The sequence below is a fragment of the Guyparkeria sp. SCN-R1 genome, assembly GCF_003932495.1.
In the GTDB taxonomy this organism is placed as follows: Bacteria; Pseudomonadota; Gammaproteobacteria; order Halothiobacillales; family Halothiobacillaceae; genus Guyparkeria.
Genome location: NZ_QZMT01000004.1, coordinates 43515 through 66644, shown reverse-complemented (window position 1 = coordinate 66644; position 23130 = coordinate 43515). Strand labels below are relative to the sequence as shown.

Here is a 23130-nt window from a genome sequence, read left to right as displayed (position 1 = left end):
AGCACCGCGCGATTGCCTTGGAAGGGTTGCCCCGATCCAAGGTGTACGCACCAAGAAAAGATCCAATAAACCACCGGTGCACTCCCAGGACCAGATGACGCCCGCCGCCGACAGCCCGTTACTGACCAAGTCCTACCTGCTGATGGTGGTAGCCGCGTGCCTGACGATAGGTACGGTGGGCCTGCTCGCGCCACTGTTGATCACCAGCCCGGGGCCTCTGGGCCTGCCCCTGCCCCGTGAGAGCGCTCTGGCGGCCTTGCTTGCCGGCATCGGTCTGGGGGCTCACCTGCAAGGCTGGCGCCTGCTGCACACCGCGGCCGGCGGGACGCTCCTGCTGCTGGTGGGCTACAGCCTTGTCGTCCATGGCATCCACGCGCCCGCCGCCATGGATGCAATCCACAGCGGTCACGATCACCTCTCCGTCGAAGCGGCCCTGCTGCTGATCGCCATTGCCATCTGCCTGATGATCCCCGGTGGTTCGCGTCTGGTCCGCCGTCCCTGGCGCTGGGTCGGCACCCTGATGCTGTTCCTGGGTGGCATATCGGCGTTCTGGATGCTGCTGGGCAATTCGCCCTGGCTCCAATTCCAGTCGACAACCGCCTGGGTGGCGGTGCTGTTCACGCTCCTGTTCGGCGGCGCAATGCTGCTCGCCAGCCGCTTGCGCCAAACCGACCTCAAGGAACTGGGCTCCGTCGCGGTGACAGCCGGCCTGGTCGGCTCGCTACTCGCGGCCCTGGCGTGGTACGAGCTGTCCTTGGTTCACAATCGCGACCTGCAGGCCATTGGCGAGGCCCAGCTCGACCAGGTCGAAGGTATCGGTCAGCAGGTACTCACCGACCGTGTCAGAACGCTGGGACGTCTTGCCGAGCGCTGGCAGTTGATCGGCCGCCTGCCCACCGCCGAGTCGATCCGCGAGCGCGAGGCAGACACCTACATGCGGGACATGGAAAGCCTGCAGGTGATCGCCATGCTGGACGATCAACAGCAGGCGGTGTGGCATTCGAGCCGTGGCCCCAGCGGCAGCGATCTGCTCGACGAATTGCTTTCACAGCAGGACACCCGACACTGGCTATCCGAGCCCCGACCCTCTCCGCGATTGCTGTTGCTGGCCGACACCCCGTCCCATGGCAACAGCACCAGCCTCGTTGCCGTGCCCATGGTCAATCCGCAACGGCGTGAACAGCAATTTCTCGCCCTGCTCGATTTCAACCACTTGCTCAAGAGGGCGATGCGGCCGACTACCCAGCCGCTCGCCGTACACCTCGATTTCGCCGACGGTGCCCACATCGAGCTCTACACCGATCCGACGCAGCACGACCATCAGACAGTTCTTGCGCAACGGGATTTGACGCTGCCCTTCGGCCCCTCCCTGACGGCCACCAGTTATCTCGAGGATGGACAACAACCGGCCATCGCCTCCGTGCTGCCGTCGGCGGTCGCCCTGGTGGGTCTGGCGATCACGCACCTGGTCGTCCTGTTGCTGGCGCTGGGGCTCAGTCGGCTCGAGCAGACCCGCCGGTTGTCGGCCGCCCGCCGCGAACTCGAATCCCAGCAGATCATCCAGCAGATGATCCTGCACTCCGAATCGCTCGAGCACACGCTGGTATCGGTGTGCGAACTGATGGAGGAGCATAATCCCGACTCGCGCTGCTCGATCATGCTCAGCGACGAGAGCGGCGAGAACCTCCATCTAGCCGCCGCCCCCAGCCTCAATGCGGCCTACCGGGCGGCCATGACCATGATCCCGATCACCGATATCGGCACCTGTGGTGCATCGGCCCACCGCCGGGAGCCGGTGTTCACGGAGGACATCGCCCAGGACGAGCGCTGGGCCGGTTTCGCCGAACTGGCAACCGAGAATGGCCTGCGTTCCTGCTGGTCCTACCCCCTTCTATCCTCCGATGGCCAGGCACTCGGCACCTTTGCCAGCTACCGCAGCGTGCCGGGAATACCGTCGCAGACCCATCGCCGCCAGATTGCCCGGGCGGCGGACCTGGTCTCGCTGGCGATCGAGCGTCACCGCGATCGCATCGCCCTCGAGGAAAACGAGCAACGCTACCGTTCGCTATTCGCCTACAACCCCGACGCGGTGTTCTCGCTGGACAGCAACGGGCGGCTCCGGACGTTCAATCACGCCACCGAGACCATGCTCAACCGCCCCTCCGACGAGCTTTCGGGGCAGTCGTTGATCGAGTTGATCGACGCGAGCGAACGCCAACCGATCCAAAAGGCGGTCGATCGCACCCTGCGTGGACGGACCCAGGTCGCCGAGTTGACCGTCACCCACGACGACGCCAGCCGGCACGAATTCGACGTCACCTTCCTGCCGATGGTGATCAACGGCCGCATCGAGGCGGCCTATGGCATTGCCAAGGACATCACGATCCGCAAGCGCCAGGAGCGACGCCTGCGCACGCTCGAGCGCAGCGTCGAGGCAAGCATTCATGGCGTCATCATCGCCGATGCCAGAAAACCCGACCTGCCGATCGTCTACACCAACGCCGCCTTTACCCAGATCACCGGCTACCGGGCCGAGGAGGCGTTAGGCCGCAACTGCCGCTTCCTGCAAGGTGAACAGACCGACCCGGCCGCCATCGACCAGATTCGCCTGGGACTGGCCAAGAAACAGCCGGTCCGCGTGTTGCTGCGCAACTACCGCAAGGACGGCACCCAGTTCTGGAACGAGCTGCATATCGCCCCGGTCGAAGACGAGCACGGCGAGGTCACCCACTTCATCGGGCTGCAGAACGACGTCTCGGCACACAAGTCCTACGAGGCCCAGCTGGCCTTCAACGCCACCCATGACGCGCTGACGGGCCTGGGCAACCGGTCCCTGTTCGAGGATCGCCTGCAGCACACCGTCGAGCTCACCCGCCGTCGCGCCACCCGGGTGGCGGTGCTGTTCATCGATCTCGACGAGTTCAAGCCGATCAACGACAGTCTGGGCCACGCCATAGGCGACAAGATTTTGATCGAAGTGGCACGCCGGCTCGAAGGCCAGATGCGGGCGGAAGACACGCTGGCACGTTTCGGTGGCGACGAGTTCGTCACGCTGCTCGCCGACATCGACGGCGAGGACGAGGCGCTGATGGTCGCCGAGCGGCTGCTGCCGGAGATCGGTCGTCCCTACCGCATCGACGAGCACGAGCTGTACCTGAGCGCGAGCATCGGCATCGCTATCAGCGAGCCGGACATACAGAATCCGGGCACCCTGATCCAGCAGGCCGACATGGCCATGTACCGGGCCAAGCAACAGGGGCGCAACACCTGCCAGATCTTCAACGAGGAAATCGATAGCCAGGTGCGTCAGCGGGTGGGGCTGCGCAACGACATGCAGGAAGCGCTGGAGCGCGGTGACTTCCAGGTCTTCTACCAACCGCTGGTGCTGGGCGAGGAACGCCGCATTGCCGGACTCGAGGCCCTGCTACGCTGGCACCACCCGACTCACGGCTGGATCTCGCCGGCCACCTTCATTCCGCTCGCCGAGGAAACCGGCCAGATCATCCCGCTGAGCGAGTGGGTCCTTGAACGCGCCTGTCGTGACATGAAGACCCTGGCCGATCTCGGCATGGCCGAAGGCCGGATGGCGATCAATCTCTCGCCGATCCAGTTCAATCGCCCCAACTTCCTTGCCACCATTCGGCGAATGCTCGAGCTCAGCGGGTTGCCGGCCAACCGGCTGGAACTCGAACTGACCGAGGGCATCCTGATGAACGAGACCGAAACGGCCATCGAGACCCTGCACCAGCTGCGTGACAGCACCATCAGCGTCTCGATCGACGATTTCGGCACCGGTTTCTCCAGCCTGAGCTACTTGAAGCACCTGCCGATCGACAAGATCAAGATCGACCGCAGTTTCATCAGCGGCGTGGAACACAGTGCCGACGACGCGGCGATCGTGCAGGGGGTAATCTCGATGGCACACCACCTGGGCATCAAGGTGGTCGCCGAGGGGATCGAGACCGAGGCCCAGCGCGACATCCTGGTCGGCTGGGGGTGCGACATCCTGCAGGGTTATCTGTTCGCCAGGCCGATGCCGCTCGACGAACTCACCCGCTGCCTGCGAAACGACCAGCAGATCGCCGATCACCTCGACCCGCCCACGTCATAAAACTTGCCCTGAGCGCAAGAAAAACGCCCCCGGAGCAGCGCTCGCGGGGGCGTTTTTCTTGGCGACAGGCAGCCGCCATATCTGGTGCGCCCGACAGGATTCGAACCTGTGACCTTCGGCTTCGGAGGCCGACACTCTATCCAGCTGAGCTACGGGCGCGTTCTTGGTGAGGAGGCCTCACCAGGCAAGGGCGGCATGATAGCGGCTTGGCCGCCTCACGTCCATGGGACACCCGGGTTCTTACCCGTTTAGCGCGTCACCGACCACCTGCTCGGCCTGGGCGAAGATTTCCTCGAGGTGGCCCGGGTCACGGAAGCTCTCGGCGTAAATCTTGTAGATCGGTTCGGTCCCGGAGGGGCGCGCGGCGAACCAGCCGTTGGCCGTCTCCACCTTGAGCCCACCGATCGGCGCGTCGTTACCGGGGGCCCGCGTGCGGATACCGGTGACCGTCTCGCCGGCCAGGGTGTCGATCACAAGGCTGTTCGGGTCAAGTGCCTTGAAGCGCTCCTTCTGCTCGACGCTCAGGCCGGCATCGCGACGGGCGTAGAACGGCTGACCATACTGATCGATCAGGCGATTGAAGCGCGCCCAGACATCCTCCCCGGTCACCGCGAGGATCTCGGCGGCCAACAGCCCCATGGTCAATCCATCCTTGTCGGTATTCCAGAGCTCGCCGTTGCGGGCCAGGAAGGTCGCCCCGGCCGATTCCTCGCCACCGAAGCCCAACCAGCCGTCGGTCAGGCCCGGCTGGAACCACTTGATGCCCACCGGCGTTTCATAGACCTCGCGCCCCAGTCCGCCGGCGACACGATCGATCATCGAGCTCGACACGATGGTCTTGCCCACCTTGAGATCACCTCGCCAGTCGGGTCGCTGGCCGAACAGGTAGTCGATCGCAACCGACAGGAAGTGGTTGGGATTGATCAACCCGCCTTCGGGGCTGACGATGCCGTGACGGTCGGCATCGGTGTCGTTACCGAAGGCCACGTCGAAGCGGTCCTTGATCTTGAGCAAGTCCGCCATCGCGTACGGCGAGGAGCAGTCCATGCGGATCTTGCCGTCGTGGTCCAGCGGAATGAACCGGAAATCGGGCTCGATCTGGCGATTGACGACGGTCAGGTCGAGGCCGTGATGCTCGGCGATCGGCTCCCAGTATGGCAGCCCCGCCCCACCCATCGGATCGACGCCGATCGACACGCCGGCACGGGCAATCGCCTGCATGTCCACCACCGTGTCGAGTGCCTCGACGTAGGGACGGATGAAATCGACGCCCTGAGCGGCATCGCCCTTGATCGCGCGGTCGAATGGCTGACGGGAGATGGCCTGCCAGTCCGCCAGCAACTCGTTGGCACGACGCTCGATCCAGCCGGTGGCCTCGGTATCCGCCGGGCCACCATGGGGCGGGTTGTACTTGAAGCCGCCGTCACCCGGCGGGTTGTGCGAGGGCGTCAGGATGATGCCGTCACAACGCGCTCCACCCTGGCCACGTTGCCGGTTGACCGCGATGATCGCCTGGGAAATTACCGGCGTGGGGGTGGGGGCATTGTCGTGCTGATAGCGAAACGGCACACCGGCGGCCGCCAGCACCTCGATGCAGGTCATGAACGCCGGCCAAGCCAGCGCATGCGTGTCGAAACCGATCAGGATCGGCCCGTCGATCCCCTGGCTGCGGCGGTACTCGACCAGCGCGGCGGTCACCGCGGCAATGTGGGCCTCGTTGAACGAGCCGGTCAAGCTCGAGCCGCGATGGCCCGAGGTACCGAAGGAAATGCGTTGCGACGGGTCCTCCACCAGCGGTTCGCCCTGGTAATAGGCACTGATCAGACGTGGCACGTCGACGAGAAAGTCACGGGGCGGGGTCTGGCCGGCAAGTTCGTGCAATGGCATGAATAGAGAATCCTTCGGCTGTACGGTCTTAGACGTCGTGAAAACGTTGAAACGGATGGGATCGAGGTCGGTGGCCCAGAGTTCCTTGGGCTCTGGCGGCAATGGCCTGGACCGACATCGGCCCTGCCTCAATGCGGCAGATGGCCACAACTGCCGGCCTCGAACGGCGGCAGCGGGTCGACCTGCGCCTGGCGATGGGCGGCTACGCGTGCCAGGGCCAGCGAGGCGATCCGCACCTGTTCGGGATCGGCCCGCGAGGTGAGCACCACCGGCACGCAGGCGCCCAGCACGATGCCGGCAAAACGCGCCCCGGCCAGGTACTCGAGGTCCTTGTAGAGGATATTGCCTGAGACCAGATCCGGAACCAACAGGATGTCGGCGTGGCCCGCCACGGGGCTGATCAGGCCCTTGATGCGCGCCGACTCGCCCGAGATCGCCGTGTCGAAGGCCAACGGCCCGTCGATCTGCGCATGCGCGATCTGGCCGCGCTCGCCCATCTTGGCCAGGCAGGCGGCATCCAGGGTCGAGGGAATGGCCGGGTTGACCATCTCGATCGCCGACAGGGCCGCCACCCGCGCGCGCTGGTTGCCCAACCACCAGCATTCTGCAGGATCTCGGCCTTGGCGCGCACGTCCGGCTGGATATTGATCGCCGCATCGGTGATGAACAGCAGCTTGTGGTAGCTGGCCATCTCGGCCATGAACACGTGCGAGATGCGCGGGCCGCGCCGCAGTTCGCGGATGATCGGCCGCAGGAACACGTCGCTGTGGATCGCCCCCTTCATCAGCAGACTCACCCGGCCGGACTCGACCGCATCGACCGCTGCTCGGGCGGCCTGTTCCGGACCGGGCGCATCGATGACCGGGAAGCTCACGCCTTGCTCGGCCATGAGCGCCTCGATGCGCGCGCCCCGGCCGATCAGCACCGGTTCGATCAGCCCGGCGTCGGCCGCGTGACGCGCCGCCTCGATGATATGCACCTCGTCGGCCCCGACCACGGCCGTCGGGGCCGGCGGCAGGGCACGCGCCTCTTGGATCAGCTGATCGAGACTGCGGATTTCATCGGCGGAATGCTGGGTCATGACCTCTCCCTGTCGGTAACGATGTGACAACCGGCGCGCCAATGTTCATTGGAAAACCTCCCATCACACGTCGATGTCGTCCTGGCCGGCGAAACGCTCGAAATCCGGCAGTTCCGCCAGCGAATTCAGGCCGAAGTCACTAAGAAACTCGCGCGTGGTCCCCAGCATCTCGGGCCGTCCCGGGCTGTCCTTGACGCCCAGGCTCCGCACCCAGCCCCGTTCGACCAGTTGCTTGAGGATCTGTGGATTGACCGCCACCCCGCGGGCTGCCTCGATCTCGCCACGGGTGATCGGCTGGCGCCAGGCGATCAATGCCAGCGTCTCCAGCGCCGCGCGGCTGAGCTTGGGCACCCGTCCGGGGTCACCCGCCTTAAGGTACGGGGCCACGGCGGCGGTGGCCACCAGGTGCCAAACCCGGCGCCCGCCGATCTCGCGGCTGGCCAGCTCGATGAAGCGATGCGACTCCCACCGGGCGGCCACGCGCGCGAGCGTCGCCTCGAGCAGCTCCGGCGCGGTCTCCTGACCCACCATGGCGCCCAGCGCCTCCAGCGACAGCGGCTCATCAACCGTGAGCAGCAGGGCCTCGACCAGTTCGACCAGCCCCTCGGGCGGCTCGCTGCCGGTGGGCATCGCGGGTGGCACCTTGTCGGTCATCGGGGCATTTCCTCCTCAACGGCCGGCTCGCTCGGCGAGCCGGCCAGGCGAAACAGGGTCACGGGGCCGAAGGGCTGTTCCTGCGACCAGTCGAGTGCGTGAGTGCGGGAGAGTTCCAGCACCGCCACTGTGGTCACGGCCACGCCCATCCGCCCCTCCTCGGGGTGAAACACCTCGGCCAGCTCGCAACTCCTCCGGTCCGCCAGCGCATCGAGGATATCGGTCATGCGCTGTCGAATGGAAAGCCCCTCGGCGCGCACGTGGTGGGCACGACGCACGCTGCCCTCGCGCAGCAGGCCGTTCATCGCCGCGATCAGCCCGGCAAGATCGGCCGGCACCGCTGGCGCGGGCAGCTGCTCGGGCGGCTCGACCGAGAGGTCGAACCAGTCGCGACCGCGCCTTGGCTGCTCGTCGAGGAGACCGGCGGCCCGGGTGGTGCGCTCGTACTCGAGCAGGCGCTCGACCAGCTCGGCGCGCGGATCGAGCGGTTCCTCCTCGTCGTCCTCGCGCGGCTCGGGCGGCAGGAGCATGCGCGACTTGATCTCGGCGAGCCACGCGGCCATCAGCAGGTATTCGGCGGCCAGTTCGATCGCCATCGACTTCATCAGGGCGAGATACTCGAGGTACTGCTCGGTGACCCGTGCGACCGGGATCTCGAGGATGTCGATGTTGTGCTTGCGGATCAGGTAGAGCAGGAGATCCAGCGGCCCCTCGAACTGCTCGAGCCAGATCGCGAGCGCGTCGGCCGGGATGTAGAGATCCAGCGGCAACTGCTCGAGCGGTTGGCCGGAGACGCGCGGGGTGGCATCGACCCAGCGTCGCGAATCCGTTTCTGGCATGGTGCCCTCAGAAGACATGAATCAACGCGTTGAACCAGCCGAGCAGCGTGCCCATGATCGGCATCAGGATCGCCGAGAGCACCCCGCTGACCAGCAGCACCACCACGATCGGCAACCCCCACGCCTCGAGGCGTGACAACCGGTCGCCCCAGCTCGCCGGCAGCACGGCCACCAGCATCCGTCCACCGTCGAGCGGCAGGATGGGCAGCAGGTTGAACACGGCGAGGATCAGGTTGATGAAGATCCCCACCTGCCCCATCAGGGCCAACGCTTCGGCGAAACGCATACCGCCGTCGAGCCCCTTCAACGCCAGCACGGTAACCAGCGCCCAGCCGAGCGCCATCAGAATATTGACCCCGGGGCCGGCCGCCGCCACCAGGAACATGCCGCGACGCGGGTTGCGCAGCCGGGCGGCATTGATCGGTACCGGCTTGGCCCAGCCGAACACGAACGGCGTGAACAGGTACATCAGCAGCGGCACGACGAGCGTGCCCAGCCAGTCGATGTGAGGGAGCGGGTTGAGTGTCAGTCGCCCGGCCCGCTTGGCGGTGGGATCGCCCAGCGCGTTGGCGACATAACCGTGCGCCGCCTCGTGCACGGTCACCGCCAACAGGATCGGCAGGATGCCGATCGCGATCTTCTGCAGGAACGAGAGCTCCAGCACGCCCGGCTCAGTCCGCCAGTTCGGGCGGCACGCCGCCGAGCCCTTCGCGCTGGACCTCGAAATCCTCGCCGGTCAGGTCGAGCACCGTGCCCGGGATCTGCTCGAGAAAGCCCGCGCCGGCGATCAGGTCGACCTGGTTGGTGACCGCGGTCGGGAACAACTCCGGATCGTCCAGTGGTTCGTCCAAGTCCGGGATCACCAGAGAGGCGCTCAGGATCGGCGCGTCAAGGGCCTCGAGAATGGCGCGCAAGACCACCTGGGAAGGCACCCGCAGGCCGATCGAGCGCTTCTTCTCGTGCTGCAATCGCCGTGGAACCTCGCGTGTCGCCGGCAGAATGAAGGTATAGGGACCGGGGATGTGGGTCTTGAGAAAACGAAACTGAACATTATCCACCTTGGCATAGACGCCCAGCTCGGATAGATCGCGCACCGACAGGGTCATATGGTGGATGCCATCGTCACGACGAATCTGCCCGATGCGCTCGATCGCGTTCTTGTCCTCCAGGCGGCAGGCAAGCGCGTATCCCGAGTCGGTCGGTACGACCACGATCTTCCCGCGAGCGATCGCGTCGGCGGCCTGCTTGACGAAGCGTGGCTGGGGGGTCTCGGGATGGATGTCGAGCATTTTGGTCATGGCTGACCCTCGTGGCGTCGGATGGCAGTGGCGGCGGGCCCGGTTGATGGCTTGGGGGAGCGGGTCGCCAAACGGCTCGCTCCCCGCGCCCTCACGCCCATGTTAGTGTACTGCAAGCGGCCGCGGGCACGTCCTGCCGCCCTCGATTCCAGGCTCCTTACCGTTACGCGAGACACGATGAAATTCCTGTTCGACTTCTTCCCCATCCTGCTGTTCTTCGGTGCCTACCACCTGGAGGGTATCTATGTCGCCACCGCGGTGGCCATGGTGGCCTCGGTGGTGCAGATCGCCGCCGGCTGGCTGATGTGGCGCAAGGTCGAGCGGATGCACTGGGTTTCGGCCGGGTTGATCGTCCTGTTCGGCGGCATGACGCTGATCCTGCACAACCCGCTGTTCATCATGTGGAAGCCCACCATCCTCAACTGGCTGTTCGCGCTGGTGTTCCTCGGCAGCGCGTTCATCGGCAAGAAGCCGCTGGTCCAGCGGATGATGGAGCACATCATCCAGGTACCCAAGACCATCTGGCACCGGGTCAACTGGGCCTGGGTAGGTTTCTTCGTGTTGTCGGGGTTGGCCAATATCCTGGTCGCCTACCAGTTTTCCGAGGCGTTCTGGGTCAACTTCAAGCTGTTCGGCTTGATGGGCATGACCTTCGTGTTCATGATCCTGCAGGGGCTCTATCTCGGCCTGTATGCCGAACGCCCGGCCGAGGTCGAGGCGGAGACCGGCCCTCAGGACGGTGACGAACGCCCCTGATCGCTCCCGGACGGCAACAGAGGACGCACCGCCAATGCAATGGTTTATGATCGTGGCCAATGACGTGGCCGACAGCGCCCCGCTGCGGGCAAAGCACCGCGACGCCCACCGTGCGCGCATCGAGTCGATGACCAGCGAGGGCCGCATCCTCACCGCCGGCCCCCTGCCGATCGACCCCGCCGACCCCGAACGGGGGCTGTCAGGCAGCCTGATCGTCGCGGCCTTCGAAAGCCTGGATGCGGCTCGCGCCTGGGCCGAGGCCGACCCGTTCCACGCCGGCGGAGTCTACGCCTCGGTCGACGTCCGACCCTACAAGCCGATTTTCGGTGCCACCGGCTAGCGCCAGACGGCACCACCCAACAAAACGAACAACGAACCACACCAAAAAAACCAAAGGACCCTCTCATGGATAGCAACCCGACCACCGATCGCATCCCGCACCGTCGCCACCGCCTCGCGATCGCGCTGAGCGCGGGGCTGTTGCTCAGCGCCGGGGCGATGACCGGCTGCAGCGACGACCGCCCGCAGTCCGCCGAGAAGACCCCGCTGGGCCAGCAGAGCGCTCCGGCCGGCTCGTTCGACACCATCGAAGGAGGCGAGGTGATCGCCCGCATCAACGGCTCACCGCTCTACCGCGAGAACCTCGAGGTGGTGAAGGAGAATCTAGGCGCCGAGGTGCCCGAGGATCGGCTGGTAAGCCGCATGGTCGAACTACGCCTGCTGGCCAACCGCGCCCGCGAACAGGGCCTCGACAGTGACCCGCGTACCCAGGCGCGCGTTCAGAACGCGATCGACAACCAGCTCGCCAACGCCTATCTCATGAACTACATGACCGAGATGGAATTGAGCGAAGCGGACGTCGAGGCCGCTTATGAGCGCGAACTGGAGGCCCTTGGCGAAGAGACCCAGTACCGCGCCATGCACATCCTGGTCGAGGACGAGGAAACGGCCCGCGAGCTGATCGCGGAGCTCGACGAGGGCGGCGATTTCGGCGAGCTGGCCCAAGAGCACTCCAAGGACACCGGTTCGGGTGAGAATGGCGGCGATCTGGGCTGGTTCTCCCTCGACCAGATGGTCGAACCGTTCGCCGAGGCCGTTGGTTCCCTGGAGCCGGGGCAGCGTGCCGAGGACCCGATCGAGACGCGGTTTGGCTGGCACATCGTGCAGCTCGAGGAAACCCGCCCGATGCCCCAGCCGACGCTCGAGCAGATGCGTCCGGAGCTGGAAGATCGGGCCCGGCGTGATGCCATCAACGACATGATCGCCGAGCTGCGTGAATCGGCCAATGTCGAGATTCTCACCAGCGACGTCCGGTCGATGGTCGAGCGCGACGGCAATGAGGCCCAGGTGGACGACGATACCGATGCCGCTGAAGAGGCCGAGGACGACGCCAGCGAAGAGGCCGCGGACGACGCCGAGAAAGCCGGAGATGACGCCGACATGGGCAATCTCCCGGCCGAGCCGCTCAAGGCCATGCCCTGAACCGCGGGCTACGCCCATCCGTCAAACGGCAACAGGAAAGACCATGACGAAACAAGTCGTAAACGGCGAGGAGCTCAAGCAGACCGCGCTGGGCCAGGAACTCAACGATGATCAGTGCCGCCTGCTCGCCAACGTATGCACGCGTCGTGCGGTGGCCAACGGCGAGATACTGTTCGAGGAAGGCCACAGCAGCAACACGCTGTTCGTCGTCGTCCAGGGGCGATTCGCGGTCAGCCGTGATACCGGCCGCGGATTCTCCGACACGCTGCACCTGCTCGAGACCGGGCAACTCGCGGGCGAGTCGGGCTTTCTCGACGGCACGCCGCACAGCGCAACCCTGCGCGCCGTCGGCGACGCGCACGTGGTGATGCTCGACCGGGCTCACCTCGAGTCGTTGCTGGTCGACCATCCGATTCTGGTATACAAGGTGATGCGCGCGATCGTGCACAGCGTGCGCGAGATCATTCGGCGCATGAACCGTCAGCACAGCGAACTGTTGAGCTATATCAACCCGAGCATCGGCCGGTTCTGACCCGGCCGGACATCCGGATGCAGAAAGGGCCGTGATCCGACGATCACGGCCCTTTTTTCTTGTCGGGAGGCGAGCGCGCGCCGAATGTCAGGGGCTGCCGAGCGACTCCCTTAATGCCTCGTCCCACCGCACGGCATCGAGATAGCAGTTCGGGGCCACCTCGTTGAGCGAGGAGACCGCGGTCTCGCCATCGGCCTCGAGCCACTGGCCCTTCTCGTAGAAGCGAACGTACTCGAGCAATTCCCCGAGACTTCCCTGCCCTTCCAGCAGGGCCTTCGCGATGTCGTCGGTCAGCGGCAACTCCTCGATCAACTGCGCGAGTGGCTGGTTGTAAAAGGCATCGAGATTGGAAAACAGCCCGACCAGGAAGGCGGTCGGCGGATTCGCCAGCCGGCTTTGTGCCGCCAGCAGTTCGGCAAAGCGCGCCCGGATCATGGTGTTGTGGATCAAAGCCGGCGGCTTGCCATCCACGCCCGTGAGCGCCGATAGGTAGACCAGGCTGCGCACCGCCTTGAGCCCCAGCAGACGCACCGCCTCCTCGACCGAGTCGACCTGGCGACGCAGGCCGATGGCGGCCGAGTTGACCAGCCGCAACAACCGATAGCTCAAGGCCAGATCGGTGTTGATGCGTTCGACGATCTCGCCCATGGAGGCCTCGTCGTCCTGCAACAGGATCAGCAGCCCCATCAGGTTTGCTTTGGAGGCACGCACGGTCGGCCGCACCACCACCTCGGGCCGGGAGACGAAATGCCCCTGGAAGTAATCCACCCCGGCCTCGCGCAGCCGATCGTAGACGTCCCACTCCTCCACCTTCTCGGCGATGACCTTGACCCCGACCCGGCGCGCAGCGGGCAATGCCGCAATGATCCGGTCAACCCCCACCTCCAGCACGTCGAACTTGACGTAATGGCACTCGGCCACGCAGGGCTTGTCGATCAATTCGGGCGAGAAATCATCCAGGGCGACGCGGTAACCGGCCTTCTTCAGGCGCTTGATGGCCTCGGCAGTCTGCTCATCGCACTCGATCGTCTCGAGGACCTCCAGCACCACCGACGGGGCGACGATCCCTTCCAGCACCTCACTGAAGAGCATCTTCCCCGGCACGTTGATGAATGCCTGCTTGCCACCGACCAGGCTGTCGAGACCGATCTCGCTCAGGGCGTTGAGTACGGTCGACGCCGTCGCCTGGTTCGAATTGCCGATTCGGGCCACCTGGTCCGCATCCGCCGCCCGATAGAGCAGCTCGTACCCGATGGTGTTGAGATCGGCATCGACGATCGGCTGGCGCGCGAGGCGCACCGACTGAACGATCCGTTGGACCGCCTCGTCGCTGGGGGGATTGTGATCGGCCTGTTGTGCCATGACGGTGCTACGACTTGTCTCGTGGGCGCCCGACGTATCGAATTCCGGGCATGATAGCCATCATACCCGCAGCCAACCTATGCGGAGAAACGCATGGTCAGGCGCAGGCGTCCCTGCCGATCGACCTCGAGCAGCTTGACGTTCACCTCGTCGCCCTCGTTGACGATGTCAGTGACCTTCTCCACCCGACCTTCGGCCATCTCGGAGATGTGCAGCAGGCCGTCCTTGCCCGGCGCGATGTTGACGAACGCCCCGAAGTCGACCACGCGCACCACCTTGCCGTGATAGACCTTGCCCACCTCGAGCTCCGCGGTCAGTTCCTCGACCCGGCGGCGGGCCTCTTCGGCGGCCTCGCCGTTGGGCGCGGCGATGGTGACCAGCCCGTCCTCGCTGATGTCGATCTGGGTTCCCGTCTCCTTTGTCAGCGCCTGGATGGTCGAGCCGCCCTTGCCGATCAGGTCGCCCTTGCGCTCGGGATTGATGCGCACAGTGATAAAACGCGGTGCGTGCGAGGACAGATCCGTGCGGGCCTCGACCAGCGCCTCGTTCATGCAGCCGAGGATGTGACTGCGCCCGGCCCGTGCCTCGCGCAACGCCTCTTCCATGATCTCGCGGTTGATGCCCTCGATCTTGATGTCCATCTGCAGGGCATTCACGCCCTCGGCCGTGCCCGCAACCTTGAAGTCCATGTCGCCGAGGTGGTCCTCGTCGCCGAGGATGTCGGTCAGCACGACGAACCGCTCGCCTTCCTTGATCAGGCCCATGGCGATGCCGGCCACCGGCGACTTCATCGGCACGCCGGCATCCATCATGGCCAGCGAGGCACCGCAGACGGAGGCCATCGAGGACGAGCCATTGGACTCGGTGATCTCTGAGACGACCCGGATGGTGTAAGGAAACTCTTCGGCCGGCGGCAAGGCGGCCATCACGCCACGGCGAGCGAGGTTGCCGTGACCGATTTCGCGACGCTTGGGTGCGCCGAAGCGGCCGGTCTCGCCCACGCAGAACGGCGGGAAGTTGTAATGGAACAGGAACGGCTCCTTGCGCTCGCCACCCACTGCATCGATCAGCTGCGCGTCGCGCGCGGTGCCGAGCGTGGTGACCACCATCGCCTGGGTCTCGCCGCGGGTGAACAGCGCCGAGCCGTGGGCACGCGGCAGAAAGCCGGTGCGAATGCTGATCGGTCGGACGGTACGGGTGTCGCGCCCGTCGATGCGCGGCTTGCCGGCGAGGATGTCGCCTCGGACCACGTCGGACTCGATGCCCTTGACCAGGCCATCGATCGTCTTCTCGGTGACCGGCGGCTCGACCGTCTCGTCGACGAACCGCTCTCGGATCTGGCCGCGCAACTGCCCCAAACGCCCACCGCGCTCGGCCTTGTCGGCGATCTGGTAGGCCGACTCGATCTCCGAGCGGAAGGCCGACTCGATCTCGGCGGCCAGCGCCGAGTTGTCGGCCGGCGGGGTCCATTCGATCGTCGGGCGACCGGCCTCGGCGGCGAGGGCCTCGATCGCCTCGATCGCCGCGTGCATCTGCTCATGGCCGAACATGACCGCATCGAGCATGACGTCTTCCGGCAGCTGGTCGGCCTCGGACTCGACCATCAGCACGGCCTTGTCCGTGCCGGCAACCACCAAGTCCAGGCGTGACTCGGTCAGCTGCGCCGGGCTGGGGTTGAGCACGAACTCGCCGTCGATATGCCCGACTCGTGCGGCACCAATCGGGCCGGCAAACGGTGCCCCCGAGAGCGACAGGGCGGCCGAGGCGCCGATCAGGGCCGGAATCTCGGAGTCGACCTCGGGGTCAAGCGAGAGCACCTGAGCGATGACCTGCGTCTCGTGGGTGAAGCCCTTGGCGAACAGCGGGCGCACCGGACGGTCGATCAGGCGTGCAACCAGGGTCTCTCCCTCGGTCGAGCGACCCTCGCGGCGGAAGAAGCTGCCCGGCACCCGTCCGGCCGCGTAGAACTTTTCCTGGTACTCGATCGTCAGGGGCAGGAAATCCTTGGACGGATCCGCGGTCGGCGCGACCACTGCGGTGACCAGCACCACCGTCTCGCCCATGGTGACCATGACCGCCCCGCTGGCTTGCCGGGCGATTTCGCCGGTCTCCAGGGTGACGGTGTGTTGACCGTACTCGAAGGATTGCTTGCTCACTGCCACGCTTGGCTCCTGACGTATCAAATGTATTCGATGGGCGGCGAGACGATCGGCTGACCACCTCGCAAACAAAAAACCCGCCGCAATGCGACGGGTTTAGGGAAACTCTGCACGAATGCCATGCCGCTCTGCGCGTCTTGAGCCGGGCAGATGCAAGGCGTTCGTCCGCCGCGAAAGAGTGATCCTCTTTCCAAGGACGACAACATAGCAGATGTCCGGCTCAAGATGCGCCCTCCGGGGCCTGGCGAGCAGCCCGTGCTCCGCGTTGCGCCGTCTTGACGTGGCCACCGGCACGCCAGCGACGACGCGCCTTGATCACGAACGGCTCGACAGGCCAGAGCGGCATGCCATTCGTGCAGAGTTTCCCCCAGTGTAACCGGGATGCGCTTACTTGCGCAGGCCCAGCTTCTTGATCAAGTCCTGGTAGCGGGTCAGGCTCTTGGACTTGAGGTAGTCGAGCATCTTGCGACGCTGGTTGACCAGCTTGAGCAGGCCACGGCGGGAGTGGTGATCCTGCTTGTGGGTCGCAAAGTGCTCGGTCAGGTGCGTGATCCGCTGGGTCAGCAGCGCGACCTGGACTTCCGGGGAGCCGGTGTCGTTCGCGTCTTTGCCGAACTCGGCAACGATATCAGCGGTAGTCTTTTCGTTCAGGGACATGGGAACTCTCCTATCTGCCTGGGTGAAGCTTTAAAAGTCCATCACGGGTCAGTCGTTCAAGCCTGTTGCCTGAAGGCCACCGTCCCGCAATGCGTTTGGGCGCTTGCGCCCCTTACAACGCCGCGAACAATCGTCGCGGCGCGGTTCGCCCGTCATCCAGCACTTCCCCCATACCCAGGAAGAGGTCGTCAGGTGCATAGAGTCGAAACCACCCGGTTTGTGGCGCGTTGGGCACAAACACCGGATGACCATGGCGAATTGGTGTGACACTGGTCGCGTCCAGCACGACGGCCGGATAGGCGCCCAGCGCCGAATCGATCGGGAGGATAACACGATCGAGGGCCTCGAGCCCGCCCTCGGCGGCGATCGCCTCGAGGTCCTCCAGCCGGTAGGTCGACTGCTCGTCCATCGACCACGGGCCTAGCCCGATGCGGCGCAGTTCGGCGACCACCGCCCCGCAGCCGAGCGCCTCGCCAATGTCCTCGACCAGCGTGCGAATGTAGGCGCCCTTGCTCGAGTGCACCCGCAAGGTGAACTCGGTGGACGAGAGCGCCTCAAGCGTGATCTCGTGGAAATCGATCGTGCGCGCCTTGCGCTCGACCGTCTTGCCCTCGCGGGCCAGTTCGTAGAGGCGCTTGCCCTCGTGCTTGAGGGCCGAGTACATCGGCGGCACCTGCTCGACGCGACCGCGAAAGCGGCCTAGCACCGCTTCCATCGTGTCATTGTCGATGGGCGGCACCTCGCGGGTGTCGATAACTTCACCCTCGAGATCGCCGCTGTCGGTCCGCGTGCCCAAGCGACCGGTCACCCGGTAGGTCTTGTCGGCGTCGAGCAGCAATCCGGAAATGCGCGTCGCCTGACCGAAGCAGACCGGCAGCAGCCCGGAGGCCGCCGGATCGAGACTGCCGGTGTGACCGCCCTTGGCGGCATCGAACAATCGGCGGACGCGCTGCAGCGCCTGGTTCGAGCTCAAGCCCAGGGGCTTGTCGAACAGGACGATGCCATTGATCTCGCGACCGCGACGTTTGCGTGCCATACGACGGACGAGACCGGCTCAGCGCCGGTCGTCTTCCTCGGACCCGTTCCGATCGGCACCATGCTCGTCGGCGCCGTCCTCGGCATCCCCATCCTTGTCGCGCACGGCCCGAATCAGGGCATCCATCTGCATGCCCTGCTCGATCGAATTGTCGAAGATGAAGGTCAGCTGCGGGACGATGCGCAGGCGCATGCGGTGGCCCAGTTCGCCACGCAGGAAACCAGCCGCCTCGTTGAGCCATTGCTCGGCGATCGGCTGTTCATCGGCGTTGAGCACGCTGTAGAAGATGCGCGCGTGGGCGAGATCGCGAGATACCTCGCAGTCCGTGACCGTCAACATGGTCAACGGCGCATTCGCCCCGCTGTCCACGCCGGAATCACGGATCAGTTCGGCGATCTCGCGCTTGATCTGGCCCGCCACGCGTTTGTGGCGCTGAAAACCCTGTGCCATAACGTCTGCCTTACAGGGTCCGCTGGACCTCGAAGCGCTCGAAGACCTCGATCTGGTCGCCGACCTTGACGTCGTTGTAGTTCTTCACGCCGATGCCGCACTCCATGCCGGAACGGACTTCCTGGGCATCGTCCTTGAAGCGACGCAGCGACTCGAGTTCGCCCTCGTAGATGACGACGTTGTCGCGCAGGACGCGAATCGGGTTGTTCCGCTTGACCACGCCCTCGGTGACCATGCAGCCGGCGATCGCGCCCAGCTTCGGCGAGCGGAACACGTCCCGCACCTCGGCCAGACCGACGAACTTCTCCTGGGTCTCGGTGCCCAGCAGGCCGGTCATGGCCGCCTTGACGTCGTCGAGCATCTCGTAGATGACCGAGTAGTAACGGATCTCGACGTCCTGCTCGCCGGCTGTCTTGCGCGCAGCGGCGTCGGCACGGACGTTGAAGCCGATGACGATCGCGCTTGAGGTGGCCGCGAGGTTGATGTCCGACTCGTTGATCCCACCGACGCCGCTCATCAGGACATTGACCTTGACGTCATCGGTCGACAGCTTCTGCAGGCTGTCGCGGATGGCCTCGGCGGAGCCCTGTACGTCCGCCTTGACCAGCACGTTCAGCGACTCGACCTCGCCTTCCTTCATTTGGTCGAACAGGTTCTCGAGCTTGGCCGCCTGCTGGGCCGCCAGGCGCGAATCGCGCTGCTTCGCCTCGCGGAATTCGGCGATCTCACGCGCCTTGCGCTCGTCCTCGATCACCACCAGTTCGTCACCGGCTTCCGGCGTGCCGGACAGACCGAGCACGACCACCGGGATGGACGGGCCGGCCGACTTGACCTGCTTGCCGTTCTCGTCGAGCAGGGCACGCACCCGGCCGTATTCCTTGCCCACGACCACGGTATCGCCCTTCTTGAGGGTGCCGCTCTGAACCAGGATCGTCGCGACCGGACCGCGGCCTTTCTCGAGCGAGGACTCGACGACCGTGCCGATGGCGTGGCCCTCGACCGGTGCCTTGAGCTCCTGGAGCTCGGCCTGAAGGAGAATTGCCTCGAGCAGCTGGTCGATGCCTTCACCAGTGTGCGCGGAGACGTGCACGAACTGCGTATCGCCGCCCCACTCCTCGGAAATCACTTCTTCCTGCGAAAGCTCGGCGCGCACCCGCTCGGGGTCGGCGCCTTCTTTGTCGATCTTGTTGACGGCCACCACCATCGGCACGTTGCCGGCACGAGCGTGGTGGATCGCTTCTTTGGTCTGCGGCATGACGCCGTCATCCGCCGCCACGACCAGCACGACCACGTCGGTGGCGCTCGCCCCACGGGCACGCATGGCGGTGAACGCCTCGTGTCCCGGGGTATCGAGGAAGGTGACGGTGCCGCGCGGCGTGTCGACGTGATAGGCGCCGACGTGCTGGGTGATGCCACCGGCTTCGCCGGCGGTCACCTTGGCGCGACGGATGTGGTCGAGCAGCGAGGTCTTGCCATGGTCGACGTGACCCATGACGGTCACGACCGGCGGCCGCGGCATGGCTTCGCCCTGCTCGACCTGCTCGAGCGCCTCGTCCTCGATCGCGGTCTCGGACTCGGCGTGCGGCGTGTGCCCCATTTCCTCGACCACGAGGATCGCGGTGTCCTGATCGAGCACCTGGTTGATGGTGGCCATCACGCCCATGTTGAACAGGACCTTGACCACGTCGACGCCCTTGACGGCCATGCGCTGGGCCAGTTCCTCGACCGAGATCGATTCGGGAACATTGACGTCGCGAACGACCGGGGCGGTCGGCTTCTCGAAGGTGTGCCGGGTAGCCACGGCCGTCTTAGAGGCCGCGCCCTTCTTGCCTTTCTTGCGGCGACGACCGGCGCCGGCACCGAGGTGCAGTTCTTCGCGGGCATTCTCGCGGGCATGACGGCCCTTGCCGCCATGCTTGCCGCGCTTGGGCTTGCCTTCGTCGGCAGAAACCGGGATGCCCGGCGCCTCTTCCGGCATCGCCACGATGCGCAGACGCGACTTCTTCTTGCCGTCGTCCTTGTCTTCGCCTTCGCCTGCAGCCGCTTCCTCGGCGGGAGCGCTCTCCTCGGCCGCCGGCTCTTCAGCCGGCTTTTCCTCGGCAGAGGGCTCGACCGGCTCGGCAGCCGCCGGCTCCGGCTCGGCAGGCGACTCTTCGCGCTCGACCGGCTCGGCCTCGGCGGTCGTGCTCGGCGCCTCTTCGACCGGCGACGCGGCCTCGGCGACCGGCTGCTCTTCCACCGGTGCTGCCTGGGTCACTTCCTCGGCCGGCTGCTCGGCTTGTTCGGTCTCTTCGGTCGGCTCGACCTCATCACGCGAGACGTAGGTCTTGCGGCGACGGTATTCGACCGCGACGGTCTTGCCGCCACGGGCACCGCCGCCGACCTTTATCTCCTGCTGGGAGCGACGCTTGAGCGTGATGCGCGAGGACGGCGACTTCGCCTCTCCCTCACCCGACGAGCGCGACTTGCGCAGATGGGCCAGCAGCTTCATCTTGTCGTCGTCACTGACACTGGCATCCACGGAGGCGACCGTCACGCCCGCTTCAGCCAGTTGCTCAAGCAGCCGTTCGGGGGTGGCGCCTACCACTTTTGCCAAATCTTTAACCGTGACCTCGGACATTAACGACTCCTGTGGTCCTGCAAACTATCGAATAGAGATTTCACGCCTCGGCACCTGCCGATGGCGACGGGTCGGTCTTCGCCGACCAATTAGGCGAACCAGGGTGCGCGTGCGGCCATGATCAGCCGCCCGGCAAGCTCCTCGTCCACGCCTTCGTATTCCGTCAACTCATCAATGGAAAGCTCGGCAACGTCTTCCGAGTCCTTGATGTTGTTCTCGCGCAGATTGGCGGCCAGTTCGGCCGTCATCCCGTCGAGCTCCTCGAGGGCCAGCGCCTCGCCGGAGGATTCGGTTTCCTCCTCGGCCTCGCCGCCACCGGCAATCGCCATGGTCAGCAATGCATCGCGTGCCCGGTTGCGCAGTTCCTCGACGATGCCCTCGTCGAAGCCCTCGACCTCGAGCAGCTCCTCGGTGGGCACGTAGGCGATTTCCTCGATGGTGGTGAAACCGGCCTCGACCAGCACCTCACCGACTTCCTGGTCGACGTCGAGCGCCTCCATGAACTGCTCGACGATGCGGCGCGTCTCGGTCTCGCCCTTCTCGATCGCCTGCTCTTCGCTCATGACGTTGATCTGCCAGCGCGTCAGCTGGCTCGCGAGCCGGACGTTCTGGCCACCGCGACCGATTGCCTTGGAGAGGTTCTCCTCGCTGACCGCCACGTCCATGCTGCCGGTGTCCTCGTCGACGACGATCGAGACGACCTCGGCCGGCGACATCGCGTTGATGACGAACTGGGCCGGGTTCTCGTCCCAGACGATGATATCAATCCGCTCACCGGAGAGCTCGTTGGTCACCGACTGGACCCGCGAGCCACGCATGCCCACGCAGGTGCCGACCGGGTCGATGCGCGGGTCATTGGAGAGCACCGCGATCTTGGCACGCAGGCCCGGGTCGCGGGCGGCGTTGACGATCTCGATCAGCCCCTGGGAGATCTCCGGCACCTCAAGCTTGAACAGCTCGATCAGGAATTCCGGCGCGGTGCGCGAGACGAAGATCTGCGGGCCGCGCGGCTCGTGGCGCACGTCGGTCACGTAACCTCGCAGGCGGTCGCCGGGACGGACGGCTTCGCGGCCGATCATCTCATCACGCGGGATCATCGCCTCGGCATTGCCGCCCAGATCCAGGATGACGTTGCCGCGATCGATGCGCTTGACCAGCCCCATGATCAGGGTGCCCTTGCGATCTTCGTAGGCTTCGACCACCTGGCGGCGCTCGGCCTCGCGCACCTTCTGCACGATCACCTGCTTGGCGGCCTGGGCGGCGATCCGGCCGAACTCCGCCGACTCGATCTCTTCCTCGATGTAGTCGCCGAGCTGCACTTCCGGGTCGTCCATCTGGGCGGCCTCGAGAATCATTTCGCGCTCGGGATGCTCGGAGGTTTCGCCCTCGACCACCAGCCAGCGACGAAAGGTGCGATAGCTGCCGTCTTCGCGGTCGATCTCGACGCGCGTCTCGATGTCACCGCCGTGACGCTTGCGCGCTGCCTGGGCAAGCGCGGCCTCGATCGCCTCGAAGATCACGTCGCGATCGACGCCCTTCTCGTTGGAAACCGAATCGACGACAAAAAGGATTTCTTTGTTCATGTTGCTAGCCAGATCGCTCTATTTCCGCGCCGTGCGCCGCTTCTTGCGCTTGTTGCGGCCACGCTTGGTGTTGTCGGCAAATTCATAGACGAGGTGGGCCTTCTCGGCTTCCTCGAAACGGAAGACCAGTTCACCCACCTCGTCGACCAGGACCGTGATGTCCTCGCCATCGACGCCCTGAATGACGCCTTCGAACTTCTTCTGCTGCGCCACCGGCTTGTACAGCCGCAGACGCACACGGTGCCCGACGAAACGGGCGAAATCCTCGGTACGGAACATCGGCCGCTCGACGCCCGGCGAGGAAACCTCGAGCCGGTAGGCGCCCGGGAACGGGTCTTCGACGTCGAGTTCGCCCGCCAGGGCACGACTCACGTCGGCACAGTGTTCGAGCGTCATGCCATCCGGGTGGTCGATGTACACGCGCAGCAGGCCAGACGGGCCGCCGCGGAACTCACCGCCGACCCACTCGAAACCGAGGTCCTCGACCACCGGTTTGAGCATGTCTTCGATCGCCGCCGGGATTCTCTGCACGTCTGCCTGCACCCTCTGCTGGTTTTGCCCGCCCTTTTCGCAAGACCGGGAGCCGGGAAAATAAAAAAGCCCCATATGGGGCCCGGCATCAC

At 65.4% G+C, this 23130-nt stretch carries 21 protein-coding genes, 1 tRNA gene and 1 pseudogene; 6 read left to right on the top strand and 17 right to left on the bottom strand.

All coding sequences use genetic code 11. The annotated features are described in order from the left end of the window. Positions 1-94 precede the first annotated feature (94 nt). On the top strand, positions 95-4111 hold the full coding sequence (locus D5687_RS11350; protein ID WP_204742121.1) for an EAL domain-containing protein: 4017 nt from the start codon (positions 95-97) through the stop codon (positions 4109-4111). A gap of 82 nt (positions 4112-4193) precedes the next feature. Here D5687_RS11350 and D5687_RS03215 read toward each other — a convergent pair. The 4 genes and pseudogenes from D5687_RS03215 to D5687_RS11525 form a co-directional block, all read right to left on the bottom strand. Beyond that, a tRNA-Arg gene (locus D5687_RS03215) sits at positions 4194-4270 on the bottom strand. Between the two features lie 81 nt (positions 4271-4351). Further along, on the bottom strand, positions 4352-5998 hold the full coding sequence (gene pgm / locus D5687_RS03210) for a phosphoglucomutase (alpha-D-glucose-1,6-bisphosphate-dependent) (RefSeq protein ID WP_125198330.1): 1647 nt from the start codon (positions 5996-5998) through the stop codon (positions 4352-4354). 128 nt (positions 5999-6126) lie between these two features. Beyond that, positions 6127-6591 (bottom strand): phosphate acyltransferase, encoded by a 465-nt coding sequence (locus D5687_RS11405; RefSeq protein WP_255410296.1) that lies wholly within the window; start codon positions 6589-6591, stop codon positions 6127-6129. A gap of 62 nt (positions 6592-6653) precedes the next feature. Continuing rightward, positions 6654-6782 (bottom strand): annotated as a pseudogene (locus D5687_RS11525) (phosphate acetyl/butaryl transferase); the annotation flags it as partial. Between D5687_RS11525 and D5687_RS11400 the strand changes: the two are divergent. After that, positions 6765-7106 carry a hypothetical protein gene (locus tag D5687_RS11400; protein WP_240031414.1) on the top strand — a complete coding sequence of 114 codons (342 nt, stop codon included), beginning with the start codon at positions 6765-6767 and terminating at the stop codon, positions 7104-7106. The pseudogene D5687_RS11525 and the gene D5687_RS11400 overlap by 18 nt on opposite strands. A gap of 36 nt (positions 7107-7142) precedes the next feature. On the opposite strand, the gene scpB is transcribed toward D5687_RS11400, so the two are convergent. Genes scpB through D5687_RS03185 form a run of 4 tightly spaced genes read right to left on the bottom strand, consistent with a single transcriptional unit; the run spans position 7143 to position 9861 of the window. Beyond that, entirely contained in the window at positions 7143-7733 is a 591-nt protein-coding gene (gene scpB, locus D5687_RS03200) for an SMC-Scp complex subunit ScpB (protein WP_125198329.1), read from the bottom strand. Further along, the gene (locus D5687_RS03195) at positions 7730-8572 is read right to left on the bottom strand and encodes a ScpA family protein (protein ID WP_125198328.1); all 843 of its coding nucleotides are present in this window, start codon (positions 8570-8572) and stop codon (positions 7730-7732) included. The genes scpB and D5687_RS03195 overlap by 4 nt, the downstream gene beginning before the upstream one ends. A 7-nt stretch (positions 8573-8579) precedes the next feature. After that, positions 8580-9236 carry a site-2 protease family protein gene (locus D5687_RS03190; protein WP_204742118.1) on the bottom strand — a complete coding sequence of 219 codons (657 nt, stop codon included), beginning with the start codon at positions 9234-9236 and terminating at the stop codon, positions 8580-8582. 7 nt (positions 9237-9243) lie between these two features. Continuing rightward, positions 9244-9861, bottom strand: coding sequence for an L-threonylcarbamoyladenylate synthase (locus tag D5687_RS03185; protein WP_204742132.1), 618 nt, complete (start codon positions 9859-9861; stop codon positions 9244-9246). A gap of 186 nt (positions 9862-10047) precedes the next feature. Here D5687_RS03185 and D5687_RS03180 point away from each other — a divergent pair, with 186 nt between their 5' ends. From D5687_RS03180 to D5687_RS03165, 4 genes are all read left to right on the top strand, one after another. Further along, positions 10048-10626 carry a septation protein A gene (locus D5687_RS03180; RefSeq protein ID WP_125198326.1) on the top strand — a complete coding sequence of 193 codons (579 nt, stop codon included), beginning with the start codon at positions 10048-10050 and terminating at the stop codon, positions 10624-10626. 34 nt (positions 10627-10660) lie between these two features. Beyond that, positions 10661-10966, top strand: coding sequence for a YciI family protein (locus D5687_RS03175; protein ID WP_125198325.1), 306 nt, complete (start codon positions 10661-10663; stop codon positions 10964-10966). Between the two features lie 65 nt (positions 10967-11031). Then, entirely contained in the window at positions 11032-12108 is a 1077-nt protein-coding gene (locus tag D5687_RS03170; protein ID WP_125198324.1) for a peptidylprolyl isomerase, read from the top strand. Between the two features lie 43 nt (positions 12109-12151). Next, positions 12152-12640 (top strand): Crp/Fnr family transcriptional regulator, encoded by a 489-nt coding sequence (locus tag D5687_RS03165; RefSeq protein ID WP_158611727.1) that lies wholly within the window; start codon positions 12152-12154, stop codon positions 12638-12640. A gap of 87 nt (positions 12641-12727) precedes the next feature. Here D5687_RS03165 and D5687_RS03160 read toward each other — a convergent pair whose 3' ends face one another. From D5687_RS03160 to rimP, 9 genes are all read right to left on the bottom strand, one after another. Next, on the bottom strand, positions 12728-14002 hold the full coding sequence (locus D5687_RS03160) for an EAL and HDOD domain-containing protein (RefSeq protein WP_125198322.1): 1275 nt from the start codon (positions 14000-14002) through the stop codon (positions 12728-12730). 77 nt (positions 14003-14079) lie between these two features. Then, the gene (gene pnp, locus D5687_RS03155; RefSeq protein WP_370271295.1) at positions 14080-16158 is read right to left on the bottom strand and encodes a polyribonucleotide nucleotidyltransferase; all 2079 of its coding nucleotides are present in this window, start codon (positions 16156-16158) and stop codon (positions 14080-14082) included. A 223-nt stretch (positions 16159-16381) separates the two neighbouring features. Continuing rightward, entirely contained in the window at positions 16382-16507 is a 126-nt protein-coding gene (locus D5687_RS11475; protein ID WP_255410295.1) for a hypothetical protein, read from the bottom strand. Positions 16508-16548: 41 nt separating this feature from the next. Beyond that, positions 16549-16818 carry a 30S ribosomal protein S15 gene (gene rpsO, locus D5687_RS03150; RefSeq protein ID WP_125198320.1) on the bottom strand — a complete coding sequence of 90 codons (270 nt, stop codon included), beginning with the start codon at positions 16816-16818 and terminating at the stop codon, positions 16549-16551. 112 nt (positions 16819-16930) lie between these two features. Next, a complete protein-coding gene (gene truB / locus D5687_RS03145) occupies positions 16931-17854 on the bottom strand; it encodes a tRNA pseudouridine(55) synthase TruB (protein WP_125198319.1) in 924 nt (307 codons plus the stop codon). 18 nt (positions 17855-17872) lie between these two features. Next, complete coding sequence (gene rbfA / locus D5687_RS03140; RefSeq protein WP_125198318.1) at positions 17873-18304, bottom strand: 30S ribosome-binding factor RbfA; 432 nt, start codon at positions 18302-18304, stop codon at positions 17873-17875. Between the two features lie 10 nt (positions 18305-18314). Continuing rightward, positions 18315-20924 carry a translation initiation factor IF-2 gene (infB, locus tag D5687_RS03135; RefSeq protein ID WP_125198317.1) on the bottom strand — a complete coding sequence of 870 codons (2610 nt, stop codon included), beginning with the start codon at positions 20922-20924 and terminating at the stop codon, positions 18315-18317. An 89-nt stretch (positions 20925-21013) separates the two neighbouring features. After that, positions 21014-22507 carry a transcription termination factor NusA gene (nusA, locus tag D5687_RS03130; RefSeq protein WP_125198316.1) on the bottom strand — a complete coding sequence of 498 codons (1494 nt, stop codon included), beginning with the start codon at positions 22505-22507 and terminating at the stop codon, positions 21014-21016. A gap of 18 nt (positions 22508-22525) precedes the next feature. Then, complete coding sequence (gene rimP / locus D5687_RS03125; protein WP_240031401.1) at positions 22526-23038, bottom strand: ribosome maturation factor RimP; 513 nt, start codon at positions 23036-23038, stop codon at positions 22526-22528. Between the last annotated feature and the right edge of the window lie 92 nt (positions 23039-23130).

Bases quoted from the DNA above. Each gene is read 5' to 3' on its own strand.
- D5687_RS03180 (WP_125198326.1), top strand. From the start codon at position 10,048: ATGAAATTCCTGTTCGACTTCTTCCCCATCCTGCTGTTCTTCGGTGCC.
- truB (WP_125198319.1), bottom strand. From the start codon at position 17,854: ATGGCACGCAAACGTCGCGGTCGCGAGATCAATGGCATCGTCCTGTTC.
- pgm (WP_125198330.1), bottom strand. From the start codon at position 5,998: ATGCCATTGCACGAACTTGCCGGCCAGACCCCGCCCCGTGACTTTCTC.
- D5687_RS03185 (WP_204742132.1), bottom strand. From the start codon at position 9,861: ATGCTCGACATCCATCCCGAGACCCCCCAGCCACGCTTCGTCAAGCAG.
- D5687_RS03195 (WP_125198328.1), bottom strand. From the start codon at position 8,572: ATGCCAGAAACGGATTCGCGACGCTGGGTCGATGCCACCCCGCGCGTC.
- rpsO (WP_125198320.1), bottom strand. From the start codon at position 16,818: ATGTCCCTGAACGAAAAGACTACCGCTGATATCGTTGCCGAGTTCGGC.
- scpB (WP_125198329.1), bottom strand. From the start codon at position 7,733: ATGACCGACAAGGTGCCACCCGCGATGCCCACCGGCAGCGAGCCGCCC.
- infB (WP_125198317.1), bottom strand. From the start codon at position 20,924: ATGTCCGAGGTCACGGTTAAAGATTTGGCAAAAGTGGTAGGCGCCACC.
- D5687_RS03170 (WP_125198324.1), top strand. From the start codon at position 11,032: ATGGATAGCAACCCGACCACCGATCGCATCCCGCACCGTCGCCACCGC.
- D5687_RS11475 (WP_255410295.1), bottom strand. From the start codon at position 16,507: ATGCCGCTCTGGCCTGTCGAGCCGTTCGTGATCAAGGCGCGTCGTCGC.
- rbfA (WP_125198318.1), bottom strand. From the start codon at position 18,304: ATGGCACAGGGTTTTCAGCGCCACAAACGCGTGGCGGGCCAGATCAAG.
- D5687_RS11350 (WP_204742121.1), top strand. From the start codon at position 95: ATGACGCCCGCCGCCGACAGCCCGTTACTGACCAAGTCCTACCTGCTG.
- D5687_RS03175 (WP_125198325.1), top strand. From the start codon at position 10,661: ATGCAATGGTTTATGATCGTGGCCAATGACGTGGCCGACAGCGCCCCG.
- D5687_RS03160 (WP_125198322.1), bottom strand. From the start codon at position 14,002: ATGGCACAACAGGCCGATCACAATCCCCCCAGCGACGAGGCGGTCCAA.
- D5687_RS03165 (WP_158611727.1), top strand. From the start codon at position 12,152: ATGACGAAACAAGTCGTAAACGGCGAGGAGCTCAAGCAGACCGCGCTG.
- nusA (WP_125198316.1), bottom strand. From the start codon at position 22,507: ATGAACAAAGAAATCCTTTTTGTCGTCGATTCGGTTTCCAACGAGAAG.